This window comes from Acinetobacter sp. FDAARGOS_559 (genome assembly GCF_003940475.1).
Classification (GTDB): Bacteria; Pseudomonadota; Gammaproteobacteria; order Pseudomonadales; family Moraxellaceae; genus Acinetobacter; species Acinetobacter baumannii.
The window spans coordinates 2,835,099-2,855,743 of sequence record NZ_RKJG01000005.1; the positions used below are offsets into that span (position 1 = coordinate 2,835,099).

The 20,645-nt window shown below is 40.8% G+C and carries 17 protein-coding genes, 2 tRNA genes, 1 pseudogene and 1 riboswitch; of the genes and pseudogenes, 10 read left to right on the forward strand and 10 right to left on the reverse strand.

The genetic code is table 11. From position 1 onward, the window contains the following. The first annotated feature begins 43 nt into the window (after positions 1-43). A riboswitch (Fluoride riboswitch) is annotated at positions 44-110 on the forward strand. A gap of 124 nt (positions 111-234) precedes the next feature. Next, entirely contained in the window at positions 235-615 is a 381-nt protein-coding gene (gene crcB, locus EGS71_RS15115; RefSeq protein ID WP_000291739.1) for a fluoride efflux transporter CrcB, read from the forward strand. Positions 616-781: 166 nt separating this feature from the next. After that, a pseudogene (locus EGS71_RS15120) lies at positions 782-908 on the forward strand (hypothetical protein). A gap of 135 nt (positions 909-1,043) precedes the next feature. Here EGS71_RS15120 and EGS71_RS15125 read toward each other — a convergent pair. The 3 genes from EGS71_RS15125 to EGS71_RS15135 form a co-directional block, all read right to left on the reverse strand. Then, entirely contained in the window at positions 1,044-1,376 is a 333-nt protein-coding gene (locus EGS71_RS15125; protein ID WP_000046495.1) for a HopJ type III effector protein, read from the reverse strand. A 254-nt stretch (positions 1,377-1,630) separates the two neighbouring features. Beyond that, positions 1,631-1,885 (reverse strand): type B 50S ribosomal protein L31, encoded by a 255-nt coding sequence (locus EGS71_RS15130; RefSeq protein WP_001224256.1) that lies wholly within the window; start codon positions 1,883-1,885, stop codon positions 1,631-1,633. Between the two features lie 101 nt (positions 1,886-1,986). Then, on the reverse strand, positions 1,987-3,285 hold the full coding sequence (locus tag EGS71_RS15135; protein ID WP_001096912.1) for an ABC1 kinase family protein: 1,299 nt from the start codon (positions 3,283-3,285) through the stop codon (positions 1,987-1,989). 257 nt (positions 3,286-3,542) lie between these two features. Here EGS71_RS15135 and EGS71_RS15140 point away from each other — a divergent pair, with 257 nt between their 5' ends. Continuing rightward, positions 3,543-4,790 (forward strand): SfnB family sulfur acquisition oxidoreductase, encoded by a 1,248-nt coding sequence (locus EGS71_RS15140; protein WP_000202660.1) that lies wholly within the window; start codon positions 3,543-3,545, stop codon positions 4,788-4,790. Between the two features lie 33 nt (positions 4,791-4,823). Continuing rightward, the gene (locus tag EGS71_RS15145; RefSeq protein WP_000205418.1) at positions 4,824-6,074 is read left to right on the forward strand and encodes an acyl-CoA dehydrogenase family protein; all 1,251 of its coding nucleotides are present in this window, start codon (positions 4,824-4,826) and stop codon (positions 6,072-6,074) included. Between the two features lie 34 nt (positions 6,075-6,108). Here the strand turns inward: EGS71_RS15145 and abeM are convergent, their stop codons facing one another. Both abeM and EGS71_RS15155 read right to left on the reverse strand, forming a co-directional pair. Next, a complete protein-coding gene (gene abeM, locus EGS71_RS15150) occupies positions 6,109-7,455 on the reverse strand; it encodes a multidrug efflux MATE transporter AbeM (RefSeq protein WP_000073360.1) in 1,347 nt (448 codons plus the stop codon). Positions 7,456-7,488: 33 nt separating this feature from the next. After that, positions 7,489-7,950, reverse strand: a complete 462-nt coding sequence (locus EGS71_RS15155; protein ID WP_001984522.1) for a DMT family transporter — start codon at positions 7,948-7,950, stop codon at positions 7,489-7,491. A gap of 117 nt (positions 7,951-8,067) precedes the next feature. Here EGS71_RS15155 and hemW point away from each other — a divergent pair, with 117 nt between their 5' ends. Next, positions 8,068-9,222: a radical SAM family heme chaperone HemW gene (gene hemW / locus EGS71_RS15160; protein WP_000279707.1), complete on the forward strand. Its 1,155-nt coding sequence runs from the start codon at positions 8,068-8,070 to the stop codon at positions 9,220-9,222. Between the two features lie 51 nt (positions 9,223-9,273). Here the strand turns inward: hemW and EGS71_RS15165 are convergent, their stop codons facing one another. Next, positions 9,274-10,029: an SDR family oxidoreductase gene (locus tag EGS71_RS15165; protein ID WP_000207252.1), complete on the reverse strand. Its 756-nt coding sequence runs from the start codon at positions 10,027-10,029 to the stop codon at positions 9,274-9,276. Positions 10,030-10,141: 112 nt separating this feature from the next. Between EGS71_RS15165 and EGS71_RS15170 the strand changes: the two genes are divergently transcribed. Continuing rightward, entirely contained in the window at positions 10,142-11,038 is an 897-nt protein-coding gene (locus EGS71_RS15170; protein WP_000375490.1) for a LysR family transcriptional regulator, read from the forward strand. A 63-nt stretch (positions 11,039-11,101) separates the two neighbouring features. On the opposite strand, the gene EGS71_RS15175 is transcribed toward EGS71_RS15170, so the two are convergent. The 4 genes from EGS71_RS15175 to EGS71_RS15190 all read right to left on the reverse strand — a co-directional run bounded on the left by EGS71_RS15175 (position 11,102) and on the right by EGS71_RS15190 (position 16,874). Beyond that, positions 11,102-11,177 (reverse strand) — tRNA-Lys (locus EGS71_RS15175). A 22-nt stretch (positions 11,178-11,199) separates the two neighbouring features. Beyond that, positions 11,200-11,275: transfer RNA gene (locus tag EGS71_RS15180), tRNA-Lys, on the reverse strand. 232 nt (positions 11,276-11,507) lie between these two features. Further along, entirely contained in the window at positions 11,508-13,349 is a 1,842-nt protein-coding gene (locus tag EGS71_RS15185; RefSeq protein WP_000084310.1) for a long-chain-acyl-CoA synthetase, read from the reverse strand. A gap of 192 nt (positions 13,350-13,541) precedes the next feature. Beyond that, complete coding sequence (locus EGS71_RS15190; RefSeq protein WP_000827322.1) at positions 13,542-16,874, reverse strand: Rne/Rng family ribonuclease; 3,333 nt, start codon at positions 16,872-16,874, stop codon at positions 13,542-13,544. Between the two features lie 722 nt (positions 16,875-17,596). Between EGS71_RS15190 and EGS71_RS15200 the strand changes: the two genes are divergently transcribed. The 4 genes from EGS71_RS15200 to EGS71_RS15215 all read left to right on the forward strand — a co-directional run bounded on the left by EGS71_RS15200 (position 17,597) and on the right by EGS71_RS15215 (position 20,624). Next, a complete protein-coding gene (locus EGS71_RS15200; protein ID WP_001089412.1) occupies positions 17,597-18,529 on the forward strand; it encodes an RluA family pseudouridine synthase in 933 nt (310 codons plus the stop codon). Further along, a complete protein-coding gene (locus EGS71_RS15205; RefSeq protein ID WP_000054130.1) occupies positions 18,526-19,200 on the forward strand; it encodes an HAD-IA family hydrolase in 675 nt (224 codons plus the stop codon). Before EGS71_RS15200 ends, EGS71_RS15205 begins: the two co-directional genes overlap by 4 nt. A gap of 73 nt (positions 19,201-19,273) precedes the next feature. Further along, entirely contained in the window at positions 19,274-19,969 is a 696-nt protein-coding gene (locus EGS71_RS15210; RefSeq protein ID WP_000091413.1) for a helix-turn-helix transcriptional regulator, read from the forward strand. A gap of 49 nt (positions 19,970-20,018) precedes the next feature. Next, positions 20,019-20,624: a glutathione S-transferase family protein gene (locus tag EGS71_RS15215; protein WP_000053846.1), complete on the forward strand. Its 606-nt coding sequence runs from the start codon at positions 20,019-20,021 to the stop codon at positions 20,622-20,624. Positions 20,625-20,645: the final 21 nt, after the last annotated feature.

Sequence of the window (20,645 nt, forward strand, 5' to 3'; positions counted from 1 at the left end):
TTAAAAAGTATGTTTTAATCAAATTGTAGATGATTTAATATACTTAAAACAGGGAGATGGCATTCCTCCCTTGAAAAACCGCCGTATTGGCTAATGATGCCTACGTTACCCTCATGTATTTATAACGCTGGGTACGTAGGTTATTGCGTACTCTGCTTATTTTTGGAGTGCGCCATGTCACATTTCCCATCATTTTTGTTTGCTCTTTTAGCATCTCACTAAAGGGATGGTCCTATGTATTATCCTTTACTTTCAATTGCCTTAGGTTCAGTGCTCGGGGCGTGGTTGCGTTGGCTTTTAGGTTTAAAACTCAACCCGATTTATCCGCAAATTCCGTTGGGTACTGTTACTGTTAATTTGGTCGGTGGCTTTATTATTGGTTTTGCGATGGCTTATTTTGCTCATAGTGATTTAAGTCCGAACTATAAACTTTTCGTAATCACAGGTTTTTGTGGTGCTTTAACTACATTCTCAACTTTCTCAATTGAGATCGTCACCTTATTGCAAAGTGGTAAGTGGGGAATGGCGATGTTGGCCATTTCTATTCATTTAATTGGGTCTTTAATTTTTACGTGTTTGGGGTTGGCGACTTATTATTGGGTAGCGGGCAACTGATTATTGGGATGTTTAAGGAGCGAGATATACGGCACGGCCTCCGTTTTACGATATTCTCAAAGAGCATTTGTATAGGCATACCTTACTTTTGAAAGATCAAAAGTAAGCAAAAATCTTCTGTTTCGCTGATGCTACATTCATGTAGCACAGCAAAACAGCGGCATCCATGCCGCTTGTCACGATAGTAAATGACGAATTAAAAACTTCTGATTTATTTTTGGGATTTGATACGCGTTAAAGTCATCAACAGCCTGACTGAAATCAGCTATATCTTGTTTTTGCAAGATAGTTGATAAGTGTAAACAGGGAACAGGTTCTGTTGATGACAAATGCCTTTGGTTACTTTGGGCAAAACCAAAGTAACAGAATTAGCTACTTTCATTTGAGAATAAACGGTAAGACTCCCTCGTGTATTCACAAATTCTTAATTACTTTTCAGTTAAAGCCTGACCTTCAAACTTCACACCATCCCAACCATTTTGCATAAACTGACGTATATTTTGGTGGTCAGTTCCCTCTGGGGTAGCCAATACAGATGCGTAGTGCTCTGCAAATAAACTTAAAGTTTGTGCTTGGTCTAAACCTTGTAACTTGGCAAAAGAGAAAACTTTTGCACTGCCTTGATTTTCAGTTGCAGCGTTATGCTGTGCGCCATTTTGAAAAGCTGTTGGAGTATGTTGGTAGCGTGCTTCAATATAAGCTAAAACGTCTGAAAATTTTGCTGTGCCTGCTTGTAATTGGGCAAGTAACTCTTGTGCCATAATCTTAAACTTCCTAACAAATGGGGCTTAAGCATAGCATCGAATACACGCTTTGAAAGCGTGGGAGCTATAAAAAAATGATGGGATATTTGGAAAATTGAGAATATTTTTTAGACAAGATGTGGATAAGTTTTAGTTTATACACAACTGAAAAAAATATAGAAAAAATCCACATAAAAAAAGAAGCCTAAGTGGAGGAGATGAGTCTTAGGCTTCCAATGATTTAAGTGTATTGGTTAAAACTTAACGTAAGATTAACTTTTACGATTGAAGCGGGCGAAGCGTTTGTTAAAGCTTGCAACACGCCCTTCATTACTTGCTTGACGTACTTCACCTGTATAGAACGGGTGTGATGCACTTGAAATATCAAGAGTCACATAAGGATAGACTTGTCCTTGATATTCTTTGGTTTGTTTCGTCTGAATGGTACTACCAATTAAGAAGTACACGTCTGCATTGGTGTCATGAAATAACACTTGTTGATAAGCAGGATGAATATCTTTACGCATGAGAGATTGTCCTAAATTATTTTTGATTAAAGAAATGTTATAACATAACAATTAATAAGTCAATGTAACCCTAAAAAGGCTACATTGATAAGTAAATTAAGTTAGTTAGAAGGTGGTACAAGCTCTTCAAATAGATCGTTTAGATTGTCATGTACTTTTAAGTGAATGAGGTTCCAGTAGTGTCCTGAAATGGTTCTATTAACCATTAATGTATCTGGTGAAGGTTTAAAGACATCCCAATATTTTAAAGACTTTTTCACGAGTAACATGCCATCATGATGGGATGAATTCTCTGCAAAATCATAGGTTGTGGTAAGTGGACGCAACAACACTTCAATCCAGAGTTTATAAAGATCGCTCGGGAATTTACCTTTTTCTGCTAGTGAATGTAGTTCGAGTAATTCTGTTTCAATTAAATCGATATCTTCATGGCGAGCTGCATTCACCAGTCGTTTGAAACTATACACAATTTCATTGGAAAGTGTTTTAACACTGCCATAGTCATAAATAATCACACTACCATCTTGGCGGAAGGCAAAGTTACCTGGGTGGGGGTCACAGTGGAAACGTTTTAAAAAGAACATTTCTTGACCTAAAGCGCGGATTAGACGACGGCCAATTGTGTTTCGAATTTCGATAGGCCAAGAACTAGCAGTTTCAATGCTGTCACCTTGTTCAAGGCTTAAGGTTAAAATACGTCTTGAAGAGTAATCTTTATAAACAGTCGGGATAATAATTTTGTCGTCTAATTTACTATGAAAAGTTTTAAAGACCTCAAGATTTTGAGCTTCGATTTCATAGTTAAGTTCTGCTGATAGACTATCTTGAATCTCTGCAAAAAGCTGATCTTGTAGCTTTTTATCAATCTTAAGTACACCCATTAAGCGAAGGGCTAAACGTACTTGTTTTAAGTCACTTTCACAGGCTTCATCAACACCGGGATATTGAACTTTAACCACAACTTGTTCGCCACTTGGCAGAACAGCTTTGTGAACTTGCCCAATCGATGCAGCAGCAAAAGGTTCTTGTTCAAAAGATTTAAAGGCAACATTCAGTGGTTTGCCAAGCTCACGTTCAACTTGTTGCTGAATCGCTGCAAAAGGCATAGCTGGAGCTTGGCGTTGTAGTTTTGATATCGCTTTGGCGACTTCGGGTGGGAAGATATCTTTATATTGCGATGCAATTTGTCCGACCTTCATGACCGCACCTTTCATTTCTCCCAAGGTGTCTGCAATTTGAAGTCCGATATCTTGAAATAATTTAGTTTTTGCAGCCAGTTTCTGATCTTCATCCGCAGTCAGGTTTCGAATCGAGTTAGAAACGGTTTTTGTTGCAATGCTCGCGGTCATTCCTGCAAGTTTCATAAATCGTTTGCCAGGTGAACTTGCATTCTTTGCCATATCTTCGATACCTCATTGACTACAACATAATATTGCCTAGGTTTGATCATAGGTGACAAAACTTAAAAAGCCTATAAGAAATTGTTTATCTCCTGTAAGAAAATTTTCGAAAAACAAAATGTTATTTTTATAGTAAAAAATATGAAAAGCTTTTGAAAATTCATTTCATAAACAAAGCTTTAATATCTATAAAGTCACTGTTTTTTTAGTGCTAAGGTGAAGGGCATGTTAAATAAGAAATAGAGACAATAAAAGTTATGACCAGTCTAAATTCGTCCTATGGGCGCTCTCAAGCGGTTCCTTTATCTGTATTCGAGCAGTCGAAAGACGCACATATTATTCGTTCTGATGAAGAGGCAATAGAGATTGCCAAGCAACTTGCTCAAGAATTTGCCACAGAAGCCTCAGATCGAGATAGAGAGCGCCGTTTACCCTTAAATGAAATTCAACAGTTCTCACAAAGTGGCCTGTGGGCCATTACAGTACCTAAGCAATTTGGTGGGGCGCAAGTCAAGTATCGAACTTTAGCGGAAGTGATCAAAACAATTGCGAGTGTCGATCCTTCTCTTGCTCAGTTGCCTCAAAACCACTTGGCTTTTATTGAACATTTAAAACTAGATGCGAAACCTGAACAGCAACAGTTCTTCTTTAACTTGGTGTTAAGAGGAATTCGTTTTGGGAATGCATTTTCCGAAAAACACAGTAAGACAGTAGCAGACCTCACTACCACATTACGAAAGACCGAGCATGGTTATGAAATTAATGGCAAGAAATTCTTTGCAACGGGTGCCTTGCTCGCACATTGGATTCCAATTGTTGCTGTAAATGAACTAGGGCAACCTTATGCTGCACTTGTGCCACGTGAAACATCTGGGGTCAATATTATTAATGACTGGTCTGGTTTTGGACAACGTACTACAGCTAGCGGCACGGTAGAGCTGAATCAGGTGCCAGTACGTGAAGAATATTTAGTTCCAATTTACCAAGCATTTGAGCGCCCAACACCAGCAGGTGCTATTTCTCAGTTTATTCAGGCTGCGGTCGATGCAGGTATTGCGCGTGGTGCAATTGAAGAAACAATTCAATATGTCAAAAATCATAGTCGTGCATGGATTGATTCAGGTCTGGAAAAAGCCAGTGATGACCCTTACACCATTGCAAATATTGGTGACCTAAAAATCAAACTACGTGCAGCAGAAGCGGTATTGGATTTGGCTGGAGATGCAATTGATCAGGCCATTGCCAACACCACCGAAGAACATGTAAACCAAGCCACCCTATTGGTTGCCGAGGCAAAAGTACTCACCACAGAAATTGCTATTTTGGCAGCCAATAAACTTTTTGAGTTGTCGGGTACGCGTTCTACTTTATCTGAACTCAACCTTGACCGTCACTGGCGCAATGCCCGTACCCACACTTTGCATGACCCTGTGCGTTGGAAATATCACATTGTTGGTAACTATTATCTCAATGGAGTTCAGCCGCCTCGTCATGCATGGAGCTAAATTGAAAGAAAAAACAAAATTAGGAGAATAACGATGACAACAGCTCAAATTGAATTAGAAGAACTGTCAGTAGGCGCTGATTACGAAAAGGTTGCAAACAGGTTCCGTCCCATTTTTGAAAAAATTGCCCAAGGCGCAATTCAACGGGAAAAAGAGCGAATCTTGCCTTTTGAACCGATTCAGTGGTTAAAAGAAGCCAAGTTGGGTGCTGTACGAATACCCCGTAAATATGGTGGAGATGGGGTCTCATTACCTCAACTGTTCCAGCTTTTGGCAGAGTTAGCAGAAGCTGACTCCAATATTGTGCAAGCTTTACGAGGTCATTTCGCATTTGTTGAAGACCGCTTGGTTGCTCATAAAGAGCATTCTCAGGAAGTCTGGTTTCAGCGTTTCGTACAAGGTGATTTAGTCGGGAATGCGTGGACAGAAGTTGGAAACGTACAGATTGGTGATGTCGTTACACGAGTCACTAAAGATGCTTCGGGTAACTTGGTGGTAAATGGCGAAAAGTACTATTCAACAGGAAGTATCTTTGCAGACTGGATTGATTTATTTGCTTACGATGAAGTAAATGACCGTCATGTGATTGCTGCTATTTACCGCCATGAAACAGGGGTGAGCGTGATTGATGACTGGGATGGTTTTGGTCAAAAGACAACGGGCAGTGGTACTTTAAAAGTACATCAGGTTCATTTGCCAGCTTCACACCTCATTCCATTTGACCAGCGTTTTAAATATCAGACCGCTTTTTATCAAGTGGTGCATCTTGCAACTTTAACGGGTATTGCGCGTGCCGCGGTTGAGACGTTTAGTCAGGAAATTCGTGAACGTAAACGTATTTTTAGTCATGGTAATGGGGACTTGGTTCGTCACGACCCACAGGTTTTACAAGTGGTCGGCAAAGCCTCAGCTCAAGCGTATGCAAGTGAAGCAATTACCTTAAAAACCGCTGAGGCACTGCAAAAAGCCTATGAAAGCCATTTTGCCGAATCCGAAGTGAAAGAGCACCAGTTTAATGTAGATGCCGAGCTTGAGTCGGCACAAGGGCAGGTGGTGATTTCTAATCTAGTACTCGATTTAACAAGCCAGTTATTTAATGCTTTAGGCGCATCGGCGAGTAGCCAAGTGAAACAACTTGACCGTTTCTGGCGTAATGCTCGGACTGTGTCTTCACATAATCCGCTTATTTATAAAGAAAAGGTGATTGGAGATTGGGAAGTAAACCGTACGGATTTACCATTTGTCTGGCAAATTGGAGCAAGCCCACGGGCAAAGACTGCATAAAATAAAAAAAGCCGATGTTTCATCGGCTTTTTTATTAGGTTTGACTTAAACGTTTGGTATTCAAATAGAGTCGTGAGAGCAATAAAACACAGGCAATACTTAAACCAATAATTAAACCTAACCACACACCAGCTACGCCCCAATCGGTATAACGCGCTAAATAAAGACCGATTGGAAAAGCAATTACCCAATACGCCATTAAGGTGATCCACATCGGTGCCTGAGTATCTTGCATACCTCTTAAACAGCCGGCAGCGCTAACTTGTAGGGCATCCATTAATTGATATGCCATTGCAAACCAGAGCAAATACATGGCAACCGGCACAACATTTATATCTTGAGTATAAACCGAGACAATTTGTTCACGGCCTAGAGCAATAAAAGACATGGTCAATAGAGCAAAAAATACTGCTGTGCTTAGACCAATTTTTTGTACTTGGTACATGGAAGCCCAGTTCTTTTCACCATAATATGTTCCCACGCGAATGGTTAAAGCAATGGCAAGAGAAAGTGGAATCATAAACAGTACCGAAGTGACTGAAATTGCTACTTGGTGTGCGGCAATAAAGACTTCCCCTAGAGGGCTAAGGACCAATGCCCCTGTACTAAAAATACTCACTTCAAAAAACACAGCTAAACCAATTGGCAGACCAAGCTGTAAAATTCTTTTAACCCAAGTCAGGTTAATTTTATCGAATCTGCTAAAAATAGATGTGTTTCGATAAGCCGAAGCCTTATAAATATAGCCTGCTAACGTAATGAGCATCAGCCACTGTAAAATGGATGTTGCAAAACCACAGCCTGCGCTACCCAAAGCAGGTATTGGTCCTAAGCCATACATAAAAATCATGTTAAGCGGGATTAAAACCACTAAGGCTAGTAAGCTAATGACCGTGACAGGGCGGGGATGGCCTAATGCTTCGGAATAGCCTCGGAGCGCTGCATACATGGTTACAGCGGGCATACCCAAACCAATTGCATGTAAGAATAAACTGGCTTTAGGTTGTAAACTTTCTGGTACGCCAAACACATGTAAGAAAAATGGCATAAGCTGCAAAATGAGCATTGCCAATACCCCTAGAATTACTGCAACCCATAATGATTGGCGGACAATCACTGGAATTTGCTCTGTATTTCTAGCGCCTTTTGCTTCGGCAACTAATGGTGTGGTTGCAATCATTATGCCACTGAACAAGAGCATGACTGGAATCCATAAGCCTACACCTACCGCAATCGCGGCTAAGTCTGCGGCAGATAAATGCCCAGCCATAATGGTATCAATTAACCCGAACCCTGCTTGAGCAAACTGCGTAATTAAAATAGGTAACATTAAATGGAAGAGTTGTTTTAATTCAGACCGAAACGACGTGACATTCGACACAAAAGGTACTCTTTATAAATATAAAAAATGAAACTAGCGTTGCAAGGTAAGTAATACACCAACAAAGATGACCACTCCACCTAGAAACCGTTGCCATGTAACAGGTGTCTTTTCGGTACCTAACCAGCCAAAATGGTCAAGTAACATAGAAATGACCAATTGCCCAAAAACGACTAACCCTGTAAAGGTTAAAAAACCAAGCTTAGGTGCAGTATAAATGCTCATGCTAATTGCATAAACCCCAAGAAATCCTCCGGTCCAGAGAAGCCATGGAATATTGGATATTTCACTTAAACTCGGTTTCTCGGCACTTTGGAAGAACACCATAATGGCTAAGACGATAGTACCTATGAAAAATGATAACAATGCTGCTTGCAAAGGTGAGTGTAATTGCTCACGAAGCTGAGCATTAATTGCAGTCTGAAAAGCCATGGCAACACCGATTCCCATAGCTAAGGGTAAGATCAGGAAAAGTTGACTAGAGAATTTCATCATTTTTATCAATATTTAAGTATGTTTAAAAACAGTCTAAAGCAATTAAGGTATGTTTTCATAAGCCCATTGATGCAGTCATGTTAAAATAGAAATATTGTGTAAATTGGACCCTGTTCCTTGGCCGTATTAAATCCTGCTTCTGTTCCTTTATCTTTATATATCCACATGCCTTGGTGCGTGCGTAAATGTCCCTATTGCGACTTTAACTCACATGCGGTGCCTGATGGCGCGCTTTCGGCAGAACTTGAGCAAACGTATTTAAAAGCGTTAGTGGCCGACTTTGAAACTCAAGTCGAGATGGCACAAGGACGTTCAATTCACAGTGTATTTATTGGTGGTGGAACACCTTCACTTATTTCTGCTAAAGGTTATGCATGGCTATTTGAACAGCTTAAATCGCTGCTTAACTTTGAAGATGACTGTGAAATTACTTTAGAAGCTAATCCGGGAACACTAGAACATGACCTGTTTGCAGGCTATTTAGAAGCAGGAATTAATCGTTTATCGATTGGTGTACAGACTTTTAATACCGATCACTTGCAAAAACTTGGGCGTATTCATTCAGCCAACAATGCTATGGATGCAATTGAGCAAGCAAGACAAGCAGGCTTTAAGCGAGTTAATGTCGATTTGATGCATGGCTTGCCAGAACAAACACTAGAGCAAGCACTTTATGATTTAAAGACGGCTGTAGAGCAGGGTGCAACACATATCAGTTGGTATCAACTGACCATTGAGCCAAATACTGTGTTTTTCCGAACACAGCCTGTTTTACCTCAAGATGAGGTGTTAGAAGATATTCAAGAGCAAGGTGAAGCCTATCTAAAAGCAAATGGCTTTATCAATTATGAAGTGTCAGCTTGGCGTAAAGAGCAGCCTTCAGTTCATAATTTAAATTATTGGCAGTTTGGTGATTATCTTGCGATTGGTGCAGGAGCACATGGTAAAGTAACCCGACCAGATGGAGTATATCGTTTCCAAAAGACTCGTTTACCGAAAGACTATTTGGCTAAGGTTCCAGCCGAACATTTGCAAATGAAAAAGATTGAAGCAGATGAACTACCTTTTGAGTTTATGATGAACGCTTTACGTTTAAATGATGGAGTAAAAGCTAAGCTATATGAGCAGCGTACAGGCTTAAGCTTAGATCATTTAAATAAGATACTCACTTCATTACGAGCTAGAAAGTTACTAGTAGAGGATAGCGGTCGTTTGGCTTGTACAGAGCAGGGGCATATTTTCTTAAACTCGGTACTCGAAGAGTTCTTATAATCAAAGCATTATAAAGAAAAAGCCGCACGATGAGATGCGGCTTTTTTAATTTTAGCGGGTAGTATAACCACCATTTGCGAAAATCGTCTGACCTGTAATCCACCAACCGTCGGTGACTAAGAAACGGACTAATGGCTCAATATCTTCAATTTTAGTAAGTCCACCTAAAGCTGAAGCTGATTTATGGTAAGCGACTGCTTCGGCAGACTCTTGACCATAAAAGAATGGTGTGTCCATTGGTCCCGGTGCAACAGCAGTCACAGAAATTTGGCGATCTCCAAATTCTTTCGATGCAGCGCGGGTGTAATGCTCAACAGGTGCTTTTAAACCTTCATAGGTTGAATAGAACCCTGTGTAAGCAGCAAGAAGAGAAGTTACGATTGAACAGATTTTTCCGCCGTTATTTAAATGTCGACCCGCCGATTGAATAAAGAAATAGGCAATTTTTGAGTTGATATCACTCATGCTATCAAACTCTTGTTCGGTGGTTTCTAAAAACGGTTTTTTAAGGACTTTTCCGACGGTATTAATCGCAATATCGATACCACCAAAATGTTGTTTCGTATCTATAAACAGTTTTTCAATATTTTCAATATGAGTTAGATCTGCCTGAATTAGAATTGCATCTGCACCCAATGCTTTAACATCTGCTAAGGTCTGCTCTGCATCTGCCTGAGTTTCCGAACTATTATAATGAATTGCGAGTTTTGCACCCTGTTCTGCAAATTTACGACTAATGAGTCCGCCTAGGTTTTTAGCACCGCCAGTAATCAATACAACTTTATCTTTGAGGCTATGAGTTGTCATGATGATTGTTCCTATGATGAATTGTTTTAGCGTTTTTAAGTCTAGATTGGCAGTAATTTGTGATCAATTATGCTAGTTTGGTTTAACTATTCAGAAAATACGAACAATTAAAATGGATCGGTTGCAGCAATTTTATATTTTTACAGAAGTCGCTAAACGACAAAGCTTTAGTGAAGTAGCAAATCAGCTTGATCTACCTCGCTCGACAGTGACGAGTGCCATTCAACAGTTAGAAACTCACTATGGAGTACGCTTATTTCATCGTACTACCCGTAAAGTCAGTCTTACTCAAGATGGCCAACGAATATTGCCAGAATGCCAAAACCTGTTGTTTGATTATGAACAATTAGAACAGTTGATCCAGACACAAAAACAGCATTACCGTGGCACATTAAAAATTTCGATGCCTAGCCGGATTGTGCATCAAGTGATTATTCCTGAACTGCCTGATTTTTATCATCGTTATCCGGATATTCATTTGCAGCTCAATAGTTCTGATGACCTGACTGACTTAATTGAAAAGGGAATTGACTGTGTTGTTCGGGTAGGAGAGCTAGATAACAGCAGTTTAATTGCAAGATTTATTGGTCATTTGGTGATGGTGAATTGTGCCAGCCCGCAATATTTACAAGATTATGGTATTCCTGAGCAGTTAAATGATCTTGAACAGCATAAATTAATTAATTACGCAGGAGCTGTAGGAGAAAAGCAGGGAGAATTTATATATCAAGGTGGAACTGTGATGATGGATAGTGCTTTAAGCGTGAACAATACCGAGGCCTATATCGCCGCTGCTTGTGCAGGTTTGGGAATTATTCAACTTCCTTATTATGATGTTCAGGATAAAATTGAACAGGGGATTTTAGTTGAGGTGCTGAGTGCTTACAGTGCACCATCGCTTCCACTTAATATTTTGTATCCCAACAGGAGTTATATTCCAAAGCGACTAGAAGTTTTTATGAATTGGGTGGGGGAAGTTTTAAATCGCAAATGTATCGTCATCTTTTAGTCATAAAAAGAAAATAGGATAACAATAAAAAAAGCCTCCCGAACTGAGAGGCTTTTTAGAATTTGGTGGGTCGTCCGCGACTCGAACGCGGGACCAACGGATTAAAAGTCCGCTGCTCTACCAACTGAGCTAACGACCCAAATAGGTTCAAAACTAATAAGTGGTGGGTCGTCCGCGACTCGAACGCGGGACCAACGGATTAAAAGTCCGCTGCTCTACCAACTGAGCTAACGACCCTGAGCGAGAATTAAGTAAAACCTTGTTTTACTTGGATGCAGGAGAAAATCTATAATTTTCTTTAGCATTCAAACTCGAACTGACTCAGAGAGAAGTAACACTTCTAAACACTGTATCGTTTTGATGTCGCGTATTTTAGCAAGTTATTCAACTAACACAAGAGGAAATTTAAAAACATTTGCATGATTGCTTATAAAAAGCACGATTTCCTCTTGTTTAGCTAAAAAATAAACTAAAAACGGTATTTATACGCCTGAATATTGTCAAAAATTTCAGTTGTGATATCACAATAACTGCTTGCACCAGGTAATAAAGCGAGTAAACGTTCAGAAGTTTTGCTTGGATTAAACGCTTCTTCCTTCAGTTTATTCTTCTGATATTTAAATGTACCTGTTGTTTCGACCTTTTTTTGTACACGTAAAAATACAGGTACTGCATAGGTAGGTAAACATTTCTTAAATACGGTCACCATTTCGGTTAAATCAGCATCATTTAGCTCTTCACCATCTGCGAGAGTGATCGCTGCCATACCGGCACGGCCATTAGTATTTGGAATTTCTACCCCATAAACGACAGCTTCGGCAATTTTGTCGTATTCGCATACCATGTTTTCAACTTCAGTCGTTGATACGTTTTCACCTTTCCATCGGAAAGTATCACCTAGACGGTCAACGAACTGTGCATGACGGAAGCCGATGTCACGGACCAAATCACCTGTGTTGAAATAAGAATCGCCTTTCTTGAAGACATCTTTCCAGATCACAGACTTGTTCTTTTCAGGGTCGGTGTAGCCATCAAATGGCGAGCGGCTGGTAATTTTCCCGATAAGTAGGCCAACTTCACCTGCTTTTACTTTCTGGCACCAGCCATTTTTATCGCGTATTGGTTCGTTTTTCTCTTTATCGAACTGGATAATGGCATATGGAGTAGGAGAGAAGCCTACCGTATTGTCAAAGTTGAAAATATTACTAAATCCAACATTGCCTTCACTCGATGCATAAAGCTCAAGTACTTCTTTAACACCAAAGCGTTGTTTGAACTTGTCCCAGATATTTGGGCGCATACCATTACCAATCATTTTGGTTACACGATGGTTGCGGTCAAGCTCGGTAACAGGAGCATCCATCAAGTAGCGGCAAAGTTCACCAACATACCCAATGGCAGATGCATTAAATTTTTGAACATCTTTCCAGAATGCGCTAGTCGAATATTTACGTCGAATCGCAAGTGTTGCACTGCCCGCGATAACGCCACACCAGCAAACCACCACGCCTGTTGCATGGTAAAGCGGTAAGGTCACGTACATGACGTCATCTGGTCCTAAGTTTAAGATATGTCCATAGGTGCCATACGCTAATGTCCAGCGACTGTGTTTGAAAATAACCGCCTTTGGTAAACCTGTTGTACCTGATGTGTAGATATAGAACAGACCATCGTTACCAGTGACAGAGCGGGTAGTAGACGGATTGAATTTTGGAAATTGATCAATTTGGTCCGCAAGATTGACATAGCCTTCAGGCGCTGTACCCGAGTTTTGACGTGTTGCCTGATCTGCGAACCAGTGAAAGCGGTCTTTAGGTACATTTAAGTCTTGGCGAATTTCATCAATAGCAGCTCGGGCTTCTTCACCAGCAATAACGGCAATAGGTTTTACAAGATTGATGCTATGAGCGAGAACCTTACCGACTTGAGATGTATTTACAAGTGCAATTGTCACACCAATTTTGGCTAAACCAACAATTGTTGCAATCAGCTCAGAGCGATTTTCAATCATTACAGCAATGACGTCCCCTTTACGCGCTCCGAGAGAAAGATAGTAATGGGAAATCTGGTTTGCCCATTCATTTAAAGCTTCATAAGAATAACTTTGATCTTCAAATAATAATGCCGTGCCTTTCGGATTTCTTTTAACAGCTTTTTCAAAAGCAATACCCAAACCTGTTGGAGTATTTGATGTTCTTAAATAAGCCTGTTTAAGACCATTTAGGATATGGGGTACTTTGGGAATGAAGCTAGGAAGTCTTGTGGCAACATCACCAAGCGTAATGATATCGGTCTGTGTTGTCTGGCTCATATCAATCCTATTTATTTTTCGATCAATCCAAAAAAGGTTGTGTGGGCAAAAAGTCCAATAGTTTTCATGGTTCACCATGCTTTTAAAACTTTTCTTCTAGTGCAATCAACCTAATTGGCTAAAAATAACAAAAAAAACCTAGTCATCGAAATGACTAGGTTTGTTTAAATTAGCTGCAATTGAGCAAATGGCTTACTCAGCTACAGGATTAGCTTTTTTTGGCGGACGGCCACGAGGGCGACGAGGGCGACTCGGTTTGTCCTTATCTGCCTTAACGTCTTCTGATTCGGCATCAGTTGTTGCTTCAGTCGGAACTACTGTTTCTTCAGCCGCTGCTTTCGCTTTGCTTGCTGCTTTTGATGGCGCAGGTTCCTTTGCCGCAGGAGCTTCAGCTACTGTTTCTTCTGTAGCTTTTTCCTCTGCAGGAGCAGCTTCAGGTTGTACGACTTCAGTTGACTGATTAAGTTCAAGCGGTTGTTGTGCTGGTTCAACTGTTGCTTGTGTTTCAGCAGTTGGAGCAGCAACGGTTTCTTCTGCTACAGGAGCAGGAGTAGCAACTTCTTCTTGAGCAGAATGTTGTTGTTTCACTTGCTCAAATGCTTGTTCCGCAGCAAGTTTTGCTAAACGACGACGTTCACGCGGGTCATTTGCAACACGTGGAGCTGGTGCTTGAGGCGGAGTAAGCGGAAGTACTGGTGCAGGTTCTGCTTCTTCAGCCGGTTTGTGGCTTGGAAGTTCTGCATCACGAGTTACCGGCTTTTTCTCTTCCGTTTCAGCAGTAACTTCAACTACTAACGTACTTGCATACTGTTCTGCAAATTTCTGCAAAGCACGATTAAACGTTGGGACTAGACCAAATTGTTCAATCAATACGGTGCAATCTTCACCATACACATGACGGATTAAACTACCGATTGTGTGTTGTGCCAAAGTTGGAATTTGCGATGGCGCAATAGATGGCGTAGCTGCCTTAGCGTGTTTAGCCTCACGTTGCTGACGACGACGCATACGAGGGTCATTGCTAGCACGTTTGATTTGTGGCTGAGCAGCTTCTTGGCTTGGCTGAGCTTCTTCTTTGGTTCCAACTACAGCAGCTTTCTCGGCTACAACAGGAGCTGGAGTTGGCTCTTGAGCAACTTCAGTAGAAGTCGTTTCAACTCGCTCAACGTGACGACGCTCAGGTGTAAGTGCAACAATCTCACTTTGACCTTGATCAACATTGATGATTAAAGCAGTGTTCATGACATCATGCTTAGGTGCATCAATCACATCAACCTTAATTTGTTTTTCATCAACAACAACCGGTGTATTTTGATTTTCATTTAATACACTTGGATCGCGGTGGCGATTTGGACGGTTTGGACGTTGTTGATTATTACGGTCACGACGTGGCACAGCATTTTCAGTGTGTTGTACATCATTATTTTGATGTTGCTGATCTTGCTGCTGTTGACGTTTTTGCTGACGTTTTAACTCACGTTGTTCTTGGCGTGACAATTGAACCACTTCTTCATGAACTTGATGTTGCTGTTCATGTGATTGGTGATGTTGTTCACGTTGCTCTTTATGTTTACGCTTTTTGTTGTTCTGACGTTGTTGCTGAGATTTATCATCTTTTTCAACATGTTCACGAACGTCTTGTTTCACAGGTGACTGTGAAATATAAGCGTTATTTGATTGAACTGGCGCAACTTCTGCAACAGCAGGTACGGCTACTTGACCGAACTGTCCACGGCTTACTGCGCCTGTATTCACCATTTGCTCAATCGCAGCAGCAGCATTTTGTGCTGAACGAGATTGATCAACTGTTTGCGCTTGTTTTTGAACAAACAGGTTTTCTAACCATGCACAAGGGCTTGCCGCTTTTTGAGCAGAAGGTTGTGCTACAGGTTGAGTTGCATGATTTGCTTTTTTCTGAGCCGCAGCATGAGTTGAAGCTGTAGCAGTTACATGAGCATGGCCATGATCTGCTTCTTCTAAATGCCATTCAGAAGACTCATAACCTAACTCTTTCTCGCTCGAACGTGTTGCTTCTGTACGTTCATAGCTAGATGGAGCAAAGCCATCTGGGTTATATGCAATTTCGTAATGTGGAGTTTCTAAGTGCGGGTGTGGCAATACAGTCACACGTACACCAGAAGTTTGCTCTAAATACACCAGACTATGGCGTTTTTCATTAAGCAAAAAGGCTGCAATTTCAACTGGAACTTCAACCTGAACTTCACCATGACGTTCGCGGAGTGCAATCTCTTCAACTTTACGCATAATTGAAAGAGAAAGCGAACGTAAATCACGAACCATGCCTGTACCATGACAGCGAGGGCATACATAACCTGTTGCTTCTTCAAGCGATGGGCGTAAGCGTTGACGGCTCATTTCCATTAAGCCAAAACGAGACAATTGACCGAACTGGATACGTGCACGATCGCTTTGTGTTGCTTCACGAAGTTTTGCTTCAACCATACGTTGATTGCGTTCTTTAGTCATATCGATGAAGTCGATAACAACTAAACCGCCAATGTCACGTAAACGAAGCTGGCGAGCAATTTCTTCTGCTGCTTCAAGGTTGGTGTTCAGTGCAGTTTCTTCAACATCATGACCGCGAGTCGATTTCGCAGAGTTAATATCGATTGAAACTAAAGCTTCGGTCTGGTCAATCACAATTGAACCGCCAGAAGGAAGTTTTACTTCACGTTCATAAGCAGTTTGAATTTGGCTTTCAATACCAAAATGAGCAAACAATGGCTCGTTTAAAGTATAAGTTTTTAATTTGTCTAATTGACGAGGCATCACTGCTTTAACAAAGTTATATGCTTCATTATAAGCTTGTTCGCTATCAATTAAGATTTCAGCAACGTCATCACGTAAGTAATCACGAATTGCACGTGTTACTACACCCGCTTCTTGATGAACAAGCATCGGAGAAGGGCCTGAGCTCGCTGTACCTTGGATTTGTGCCCAAAGGTCAAGCAAGTGTTGTAAATCGAGCTGTAATTCTTCTTGAGTACGCCCAATACCGGCAGTACGAACAATAACGCTCATACCACGAGGTACATTTAAAGAAGCTAAAATTTCTTTTAATTCTTCACGTACTGAACCTGAAATTTGACGGCTAATACCACCACCTTTCGGGTTATTTGGCATAAGAACTAAATAACGGCCTGCAAGGGAAATAAACGTAGAAAGTGCTGCACCTTTATTACCACGTTCTTCTTTTTCAACCTGAACTAAAAGCTCTGTGCCTTCAGTAATAAGTTCACGAATGTTTGAAGTTTGACGTGGGTCTGCCTGAAAATAGCTATTCGCAATTTCACGCATAGACAAGAAGCCTTGACGACCTGCGCCATATTCAACAAAAACAGCTTCTAAAGATGGTTCTACGCGGGTGACATGCCCTTTATAGATATTGGATTTTTTCTGTTCTCGGGTACGATTCTCTAAATCAAAATCGTAAAGACGATTACCAGTGATAAGTGCAACGCGAACTTCTTCGGCATGAGTTGCATTAATCAACATACGTTTCATGGGTGTGACACCTAATAGTGACTCACACAAACAAACCAAACAAACTTAAAGGTTCTGAACGAACATCGAACATGACGGATCATTTCCCAGATCTCAAAATACTTGTGGTCTGAGTCATCTGTTACCGGCTACATTTAGCCTTAGCTTCGATTCTCGTCTGTGATGTAGGCAATACTGCTTCAACCTTTAAATCGGAATTCCTTTTTGCTTCACTGGCGGGTGAGCGGTGCATTGGTTAATGACTTTCACTGTCATTGGGCGCGAAGTGACTTCTTTATTGGAAGTTTGATACGGAATGCTCATCGTATCGGTGCTTTCGGCAGTTCCAATGCATCAACGCTTTAGCCTGAAGGCAACATTAAGGAGCGATTTGTCTGATGTGTATCAGTTTACGTTCCATAACCAACTAGAGTTGGTAACATATTTTTTTGAACAAACTGAATTAAACGCAACAGTTTGTCATTTTGCCGATATAATAAGCCTTCGGCGTCGGCATAATTCTTTAGGACCTGTCCGAGCTGGTGATGAAAGCATCATTTTGATTGAGGTTTCAATCAGGGAAATTTCCCTTTAGATGTTCACTTACGGTGGTATCCGTGCGCTGACTATATCAAACCTTGCAGCATCTGCCTATGGGCTAAGCTTAGATTTCTTGTGAAAAAACTAAGCTAATCGGTCATTTATTAATCAAATTTCGTAAAATTTCAGGTTTAAATATTAGTATGAATTCTACACAGCAATGGCAAAGTGTCACTTGGTTTGAGGTGGATGAGCATCAAGCAGGACAACGAATCGATAATTTCCTGTTTTCACGTTTAAAGGGTGTGCCAAAGAGTCGAATTTATCGTTTGATTCGTGAAGGTCAGGTTCGCGTGAATAAAAAACGTATTAAAGCCGAGACCAAACTTGCAATTGGGGACCAGATTCGTGTTGCGCCTATTCGCTATGAACAAAAAGATGAAACTGCTGTTCCTGTAAGCGACAGTGTGGCTCAAGGTTTATTAAGCCGTGTGGTCTATGAAGATGAAGGACTATTAGTTGTAAATAAACCATCGGGTATTGCTGTACATGGCGGTAGTGGCGTGGCTTATGGTTTGATTGAGGCACTACGCGCGGCAACAGGTAAAAAATATTTAGAACTGATTCACCGTATTGACCGCGATACTTCTGGCCTAGTTATGATTAGTAAGAAGCGTAGCACTTTAAAACTGCTACAAGATATGTTGCGTGAACACAAAATTCGTAAGACCTATGCAGCGATTGTAAAAGGTCAGGTGAGTCTTGATAAACAGCTCATTGATGCTCCTTTATTTCGTTATGAGTTAGCCAATGGCGAACGTCGTGTACGTGTATCTAAAGAAGGTAAGCCAAGTAAAACCGAATGGGTAGTTGCAGAGCGCTTTAAAAATGCCACTTTAGTTCATGCATCTCCTTTATCAGGGCGTACCCATCAAATTCGTGTACATGGTTTAAGTATTGGACATCCGTTGGTGGGCGATGATAAATATGGGCACAACACTGCATATACGGGGCCTGAAGCACGCCGTTTGTGTTTACATGCCATGCGTTTGGATATTCCGGGTTATCCAACGATTGAAGCACCGTTGCCAGAAGACATGACCCAGTTATTAGAGGCTTTGAGAGTAGCAAAATGAGTCTGAAAACCGAATTAGTGATTTTTGACTGGGATGGTACTTTATATAATTCTGTTGGTCAGATTGTGGCAAGTTTACAGCATGCGGCAGAAGAGAATAAGTTAACTCTGACTGATGAAGCCGCAAAGAGTATTATCGGTTTAGGTTTGCCGGAAGTGATGCAGACCTTATTTCCAGACGTACCTGATTTGCATGATTCGATTTTAAAAGCATATGGCGATCACTATATTGCCAACTCGACAAATGATGCATGGTTTGAAGGTATTTCTGAACTACTTCATGACTTAAAAGCTCAAGGTTTAAAACTTGCAGTTGCGACGGGTAAAAACCGTCGTGGATTAGACCGTGTGATTGCAAAAACACAGAGTACTCATCTGTTTGATGTTACTCGAGCAGCCAATGAAACCCGTTCAAAACCAGATCCGCTCATGTTACAAGAAATCTTGACTGTAACTGGAGTAAGTGTCGAACAGGCAGTTATGATTGGTGATAGTAGTTATGACCTTGAAATGGCTCAGCGTTTGGGTATGCCTCGTATTGGGGTGGGCTATGGAGTGCACTCGGTCGAAGTTCTACAACAGTTCCAACCTTTAACCATTGCTAAAGATGTATCTGAGCTGCACAACTTTTTAAGAGAGTATGCAAAGTTATCTACTGTGGACGTAGCGTAATTTAAAATGATGTAAGAAGGAGGAATTTATTCCTCCTTCTTTTTAAAACTAAAGAACAATAAGAAGAGAAAAAATGAGCCGCTCTATTCGTCTATTAAATCTTTTACAGCAACTCCGTGAATCTCGTTATCCCGTTACTGCTCAAGTCTTGGCTGAACGCTTGGGAATTAGTATTCGCAGCATTTACCGTGATATTGATAGTTTACGTGCTCAAGGTGTGAGAATAGATGCATCGGCAGGTTTGGGGTTTCAGCTTAAAGAAGACATTTTATTACCACCGGTTACTTTTAATGAGAATGAAGCCGAGGCTCTATTTTTAGCTTTAGAGTGGTTGAAAGACGTTCCAGATCACGCAATGAAATCGGCAGCTGTTTCAATCTATTCTAAACTTTATGCGGTTTTACCAGAGCACCGGAAATATTTGATCGATGATATGACGCTAGGTGTTACACATTACTGGCACCCGGTTGATGAAGCTTTAGTAGAACAAGTACGTTTAGCGATCCGTAAACAAGTAAAGATCAAAGTCGATTATTGCGATGAACACAAGCGTATAAGTCAACGTTCTCTTTGGCCTTTTGCTTTAGGGTATTTACATGACAAAGTTGTACTTGCTGCTTGGTGTGAATTACGGCAGGCATTTCGCCATTTTCGGATAGATCGTATTCATAACTTGCAAATGAGTGAGGAAATATATCCGGAATTTAAAAAACATCTGTTTCAAAGATGGTGGAAACAAGAAATGCAAAGGACTACTGACAAAAACTGACAAAAGGTATTTGTAGACTAGGAATCACGATAAACAAGGAGCAATAAGAATGAGTCTTAAACTTTATACTAACAATGAATCGCGTGGTGTCGTTATAGACTGGCTTTTGGTTGAGCTTGGCGTGGAATGTGAACGTATTGAAGTAGCATACCGAACCGAGATGAAATCACCCGAATATTTAAAGCTTAACCCTTTTGGGAAAGTGCCTGTATTGGTAGATGGCGATGTCGTTATTTATGAATTAGGTGCAATTTGTGCATATCTGGCAGACAAATTTAGTGACAAAGGTTTGGCACCTGCTTTAGATGATCCGAAACGTGGTTTGTACTATCGTTGGCTCTTTATGATGGCAGGTCCTTGGGAAGCTGCTGGTGTCGATAAAGCTTTAGGAATAGAGATCTCACCTGAGCAAAAAATGTTTGTGGGTTATGGTGATTATAACGATGCTTATCAAGCTTTAGTTCAAGGACTGAGTGAAGCAAATCCGTATGTATGTGGTGAACAATTTACCGCTGCAGATGTAAGTGTTGGAGCCATGCTATTATGGCAATTAAAAATGAAAACGATTGAATCGCACCCAGCTATTACACGTTATGTTGAAACGATCAAACAGCGCGAAGGCTTAAAACAAAGCAGTATGGGCCAACTGTTGTAAGTATAGTTATTCTTAAAAGCG

Coding starts and splice junctions, on each gene's coding strand:
- EGS71_RS15130 (WP_001224256.1), bottom strand. CDS start 1,885: ATGCGTAAAGATATTCATCCTGCTTATCAACAAGTGTTATTTCATGAC.
- EGS71_RS15215 (WP_000053846.1), top strand. CDS start 20,019: ATGAGTCTTAAACTTTATACTAACAATGAATCGCGTGGTGTCGTTATA.
- EGS71_RS15170 (WP_000375490.1), top strand. CDS start 10,142: ATGGATCGGTTGCAGCAATTTTATATTTTTACAGAAGTCGCTAAACGA.
- EGS71_RS15210 (WP_000091413.1), top strand. CDS start 19,274: ATGAGCCGCTCTATTCGTCTATTAAATCTTTTACAGCAACTCCGTGAA.
- EGS71_RS15190 (WP_000827322.1), bottom strand. CDS start 16,874: ATGAAACGTATGTTGATTAATGCAACTCATGCCGAAGAAGTTCGCGTT.
- EGS71_RS15145 (WP_000205418.1), top strand. CDS start 4,824: ATGACAACAGCTCAAATTGAATTAGAAGAACTGTCAGTAGGCGCTGAT.
- EGS71_RS15155 (WP_001984522.1), bottom strand. CDS start 7,950: ATGATGAAATTCTCTAGTCAACTTTTCCTGATCTTACCCTTAGCTATG.
- EGS71_RS15140 (WP_000202660.1), top strand. CDS start 3,543: ATGACCAGTCTAAATTCGTCCTATGGGCGCTCTCAAGCGGTTCCTTTA.
- EGS71_RS15125 (WP_000046495.1), bottom strand. CDS start 1,376: ATGGCACAAGAGTTACTTGCCCAATTACAAGCAGGCACAGCAAAATTT.
- EGS71_RS15185 (WP_000084310.1), bottom strand. CDS start 13,349: ATGAGCCAGACAACACAGACCGATATCATTACGCTTGGTGATGTTGCC.
- EGS71_RS15205 (WP_000054130.1), top strand. CDS start 18,526: ATGAGTCTGAAAACCGAATTAGTGATTTTTGACTGGGATGGTACTTTA.
- crcB (WP_000291739.1), top strand. CDS start 235: ATGTATTATCCTTTACTTTCAATTGCCTTAGGTTCAGTGCTCGGGGCG.
- EGS71_RS15200 (WP_001089412.1), top strand. CDS start 17,597: ATGAATTCTACACAGCAATGGCAAAGTGTCACTTGGTTTGAGGTGGAT.
- EGS71_RS15165 (WP_000207252.1), bottom strand. CDS start 10,029: ATGACAACTCATAGCCTCAAAGATAAAGTTGTATTGATTACTGGCGGT.
- EGS71_RS15135 (WP_001096912.1), bottom strand. CDS start 3,285: ATGGCAAAGAATGCAAGTTCACCTGGCAAACGATTTATGAAACTTGCA.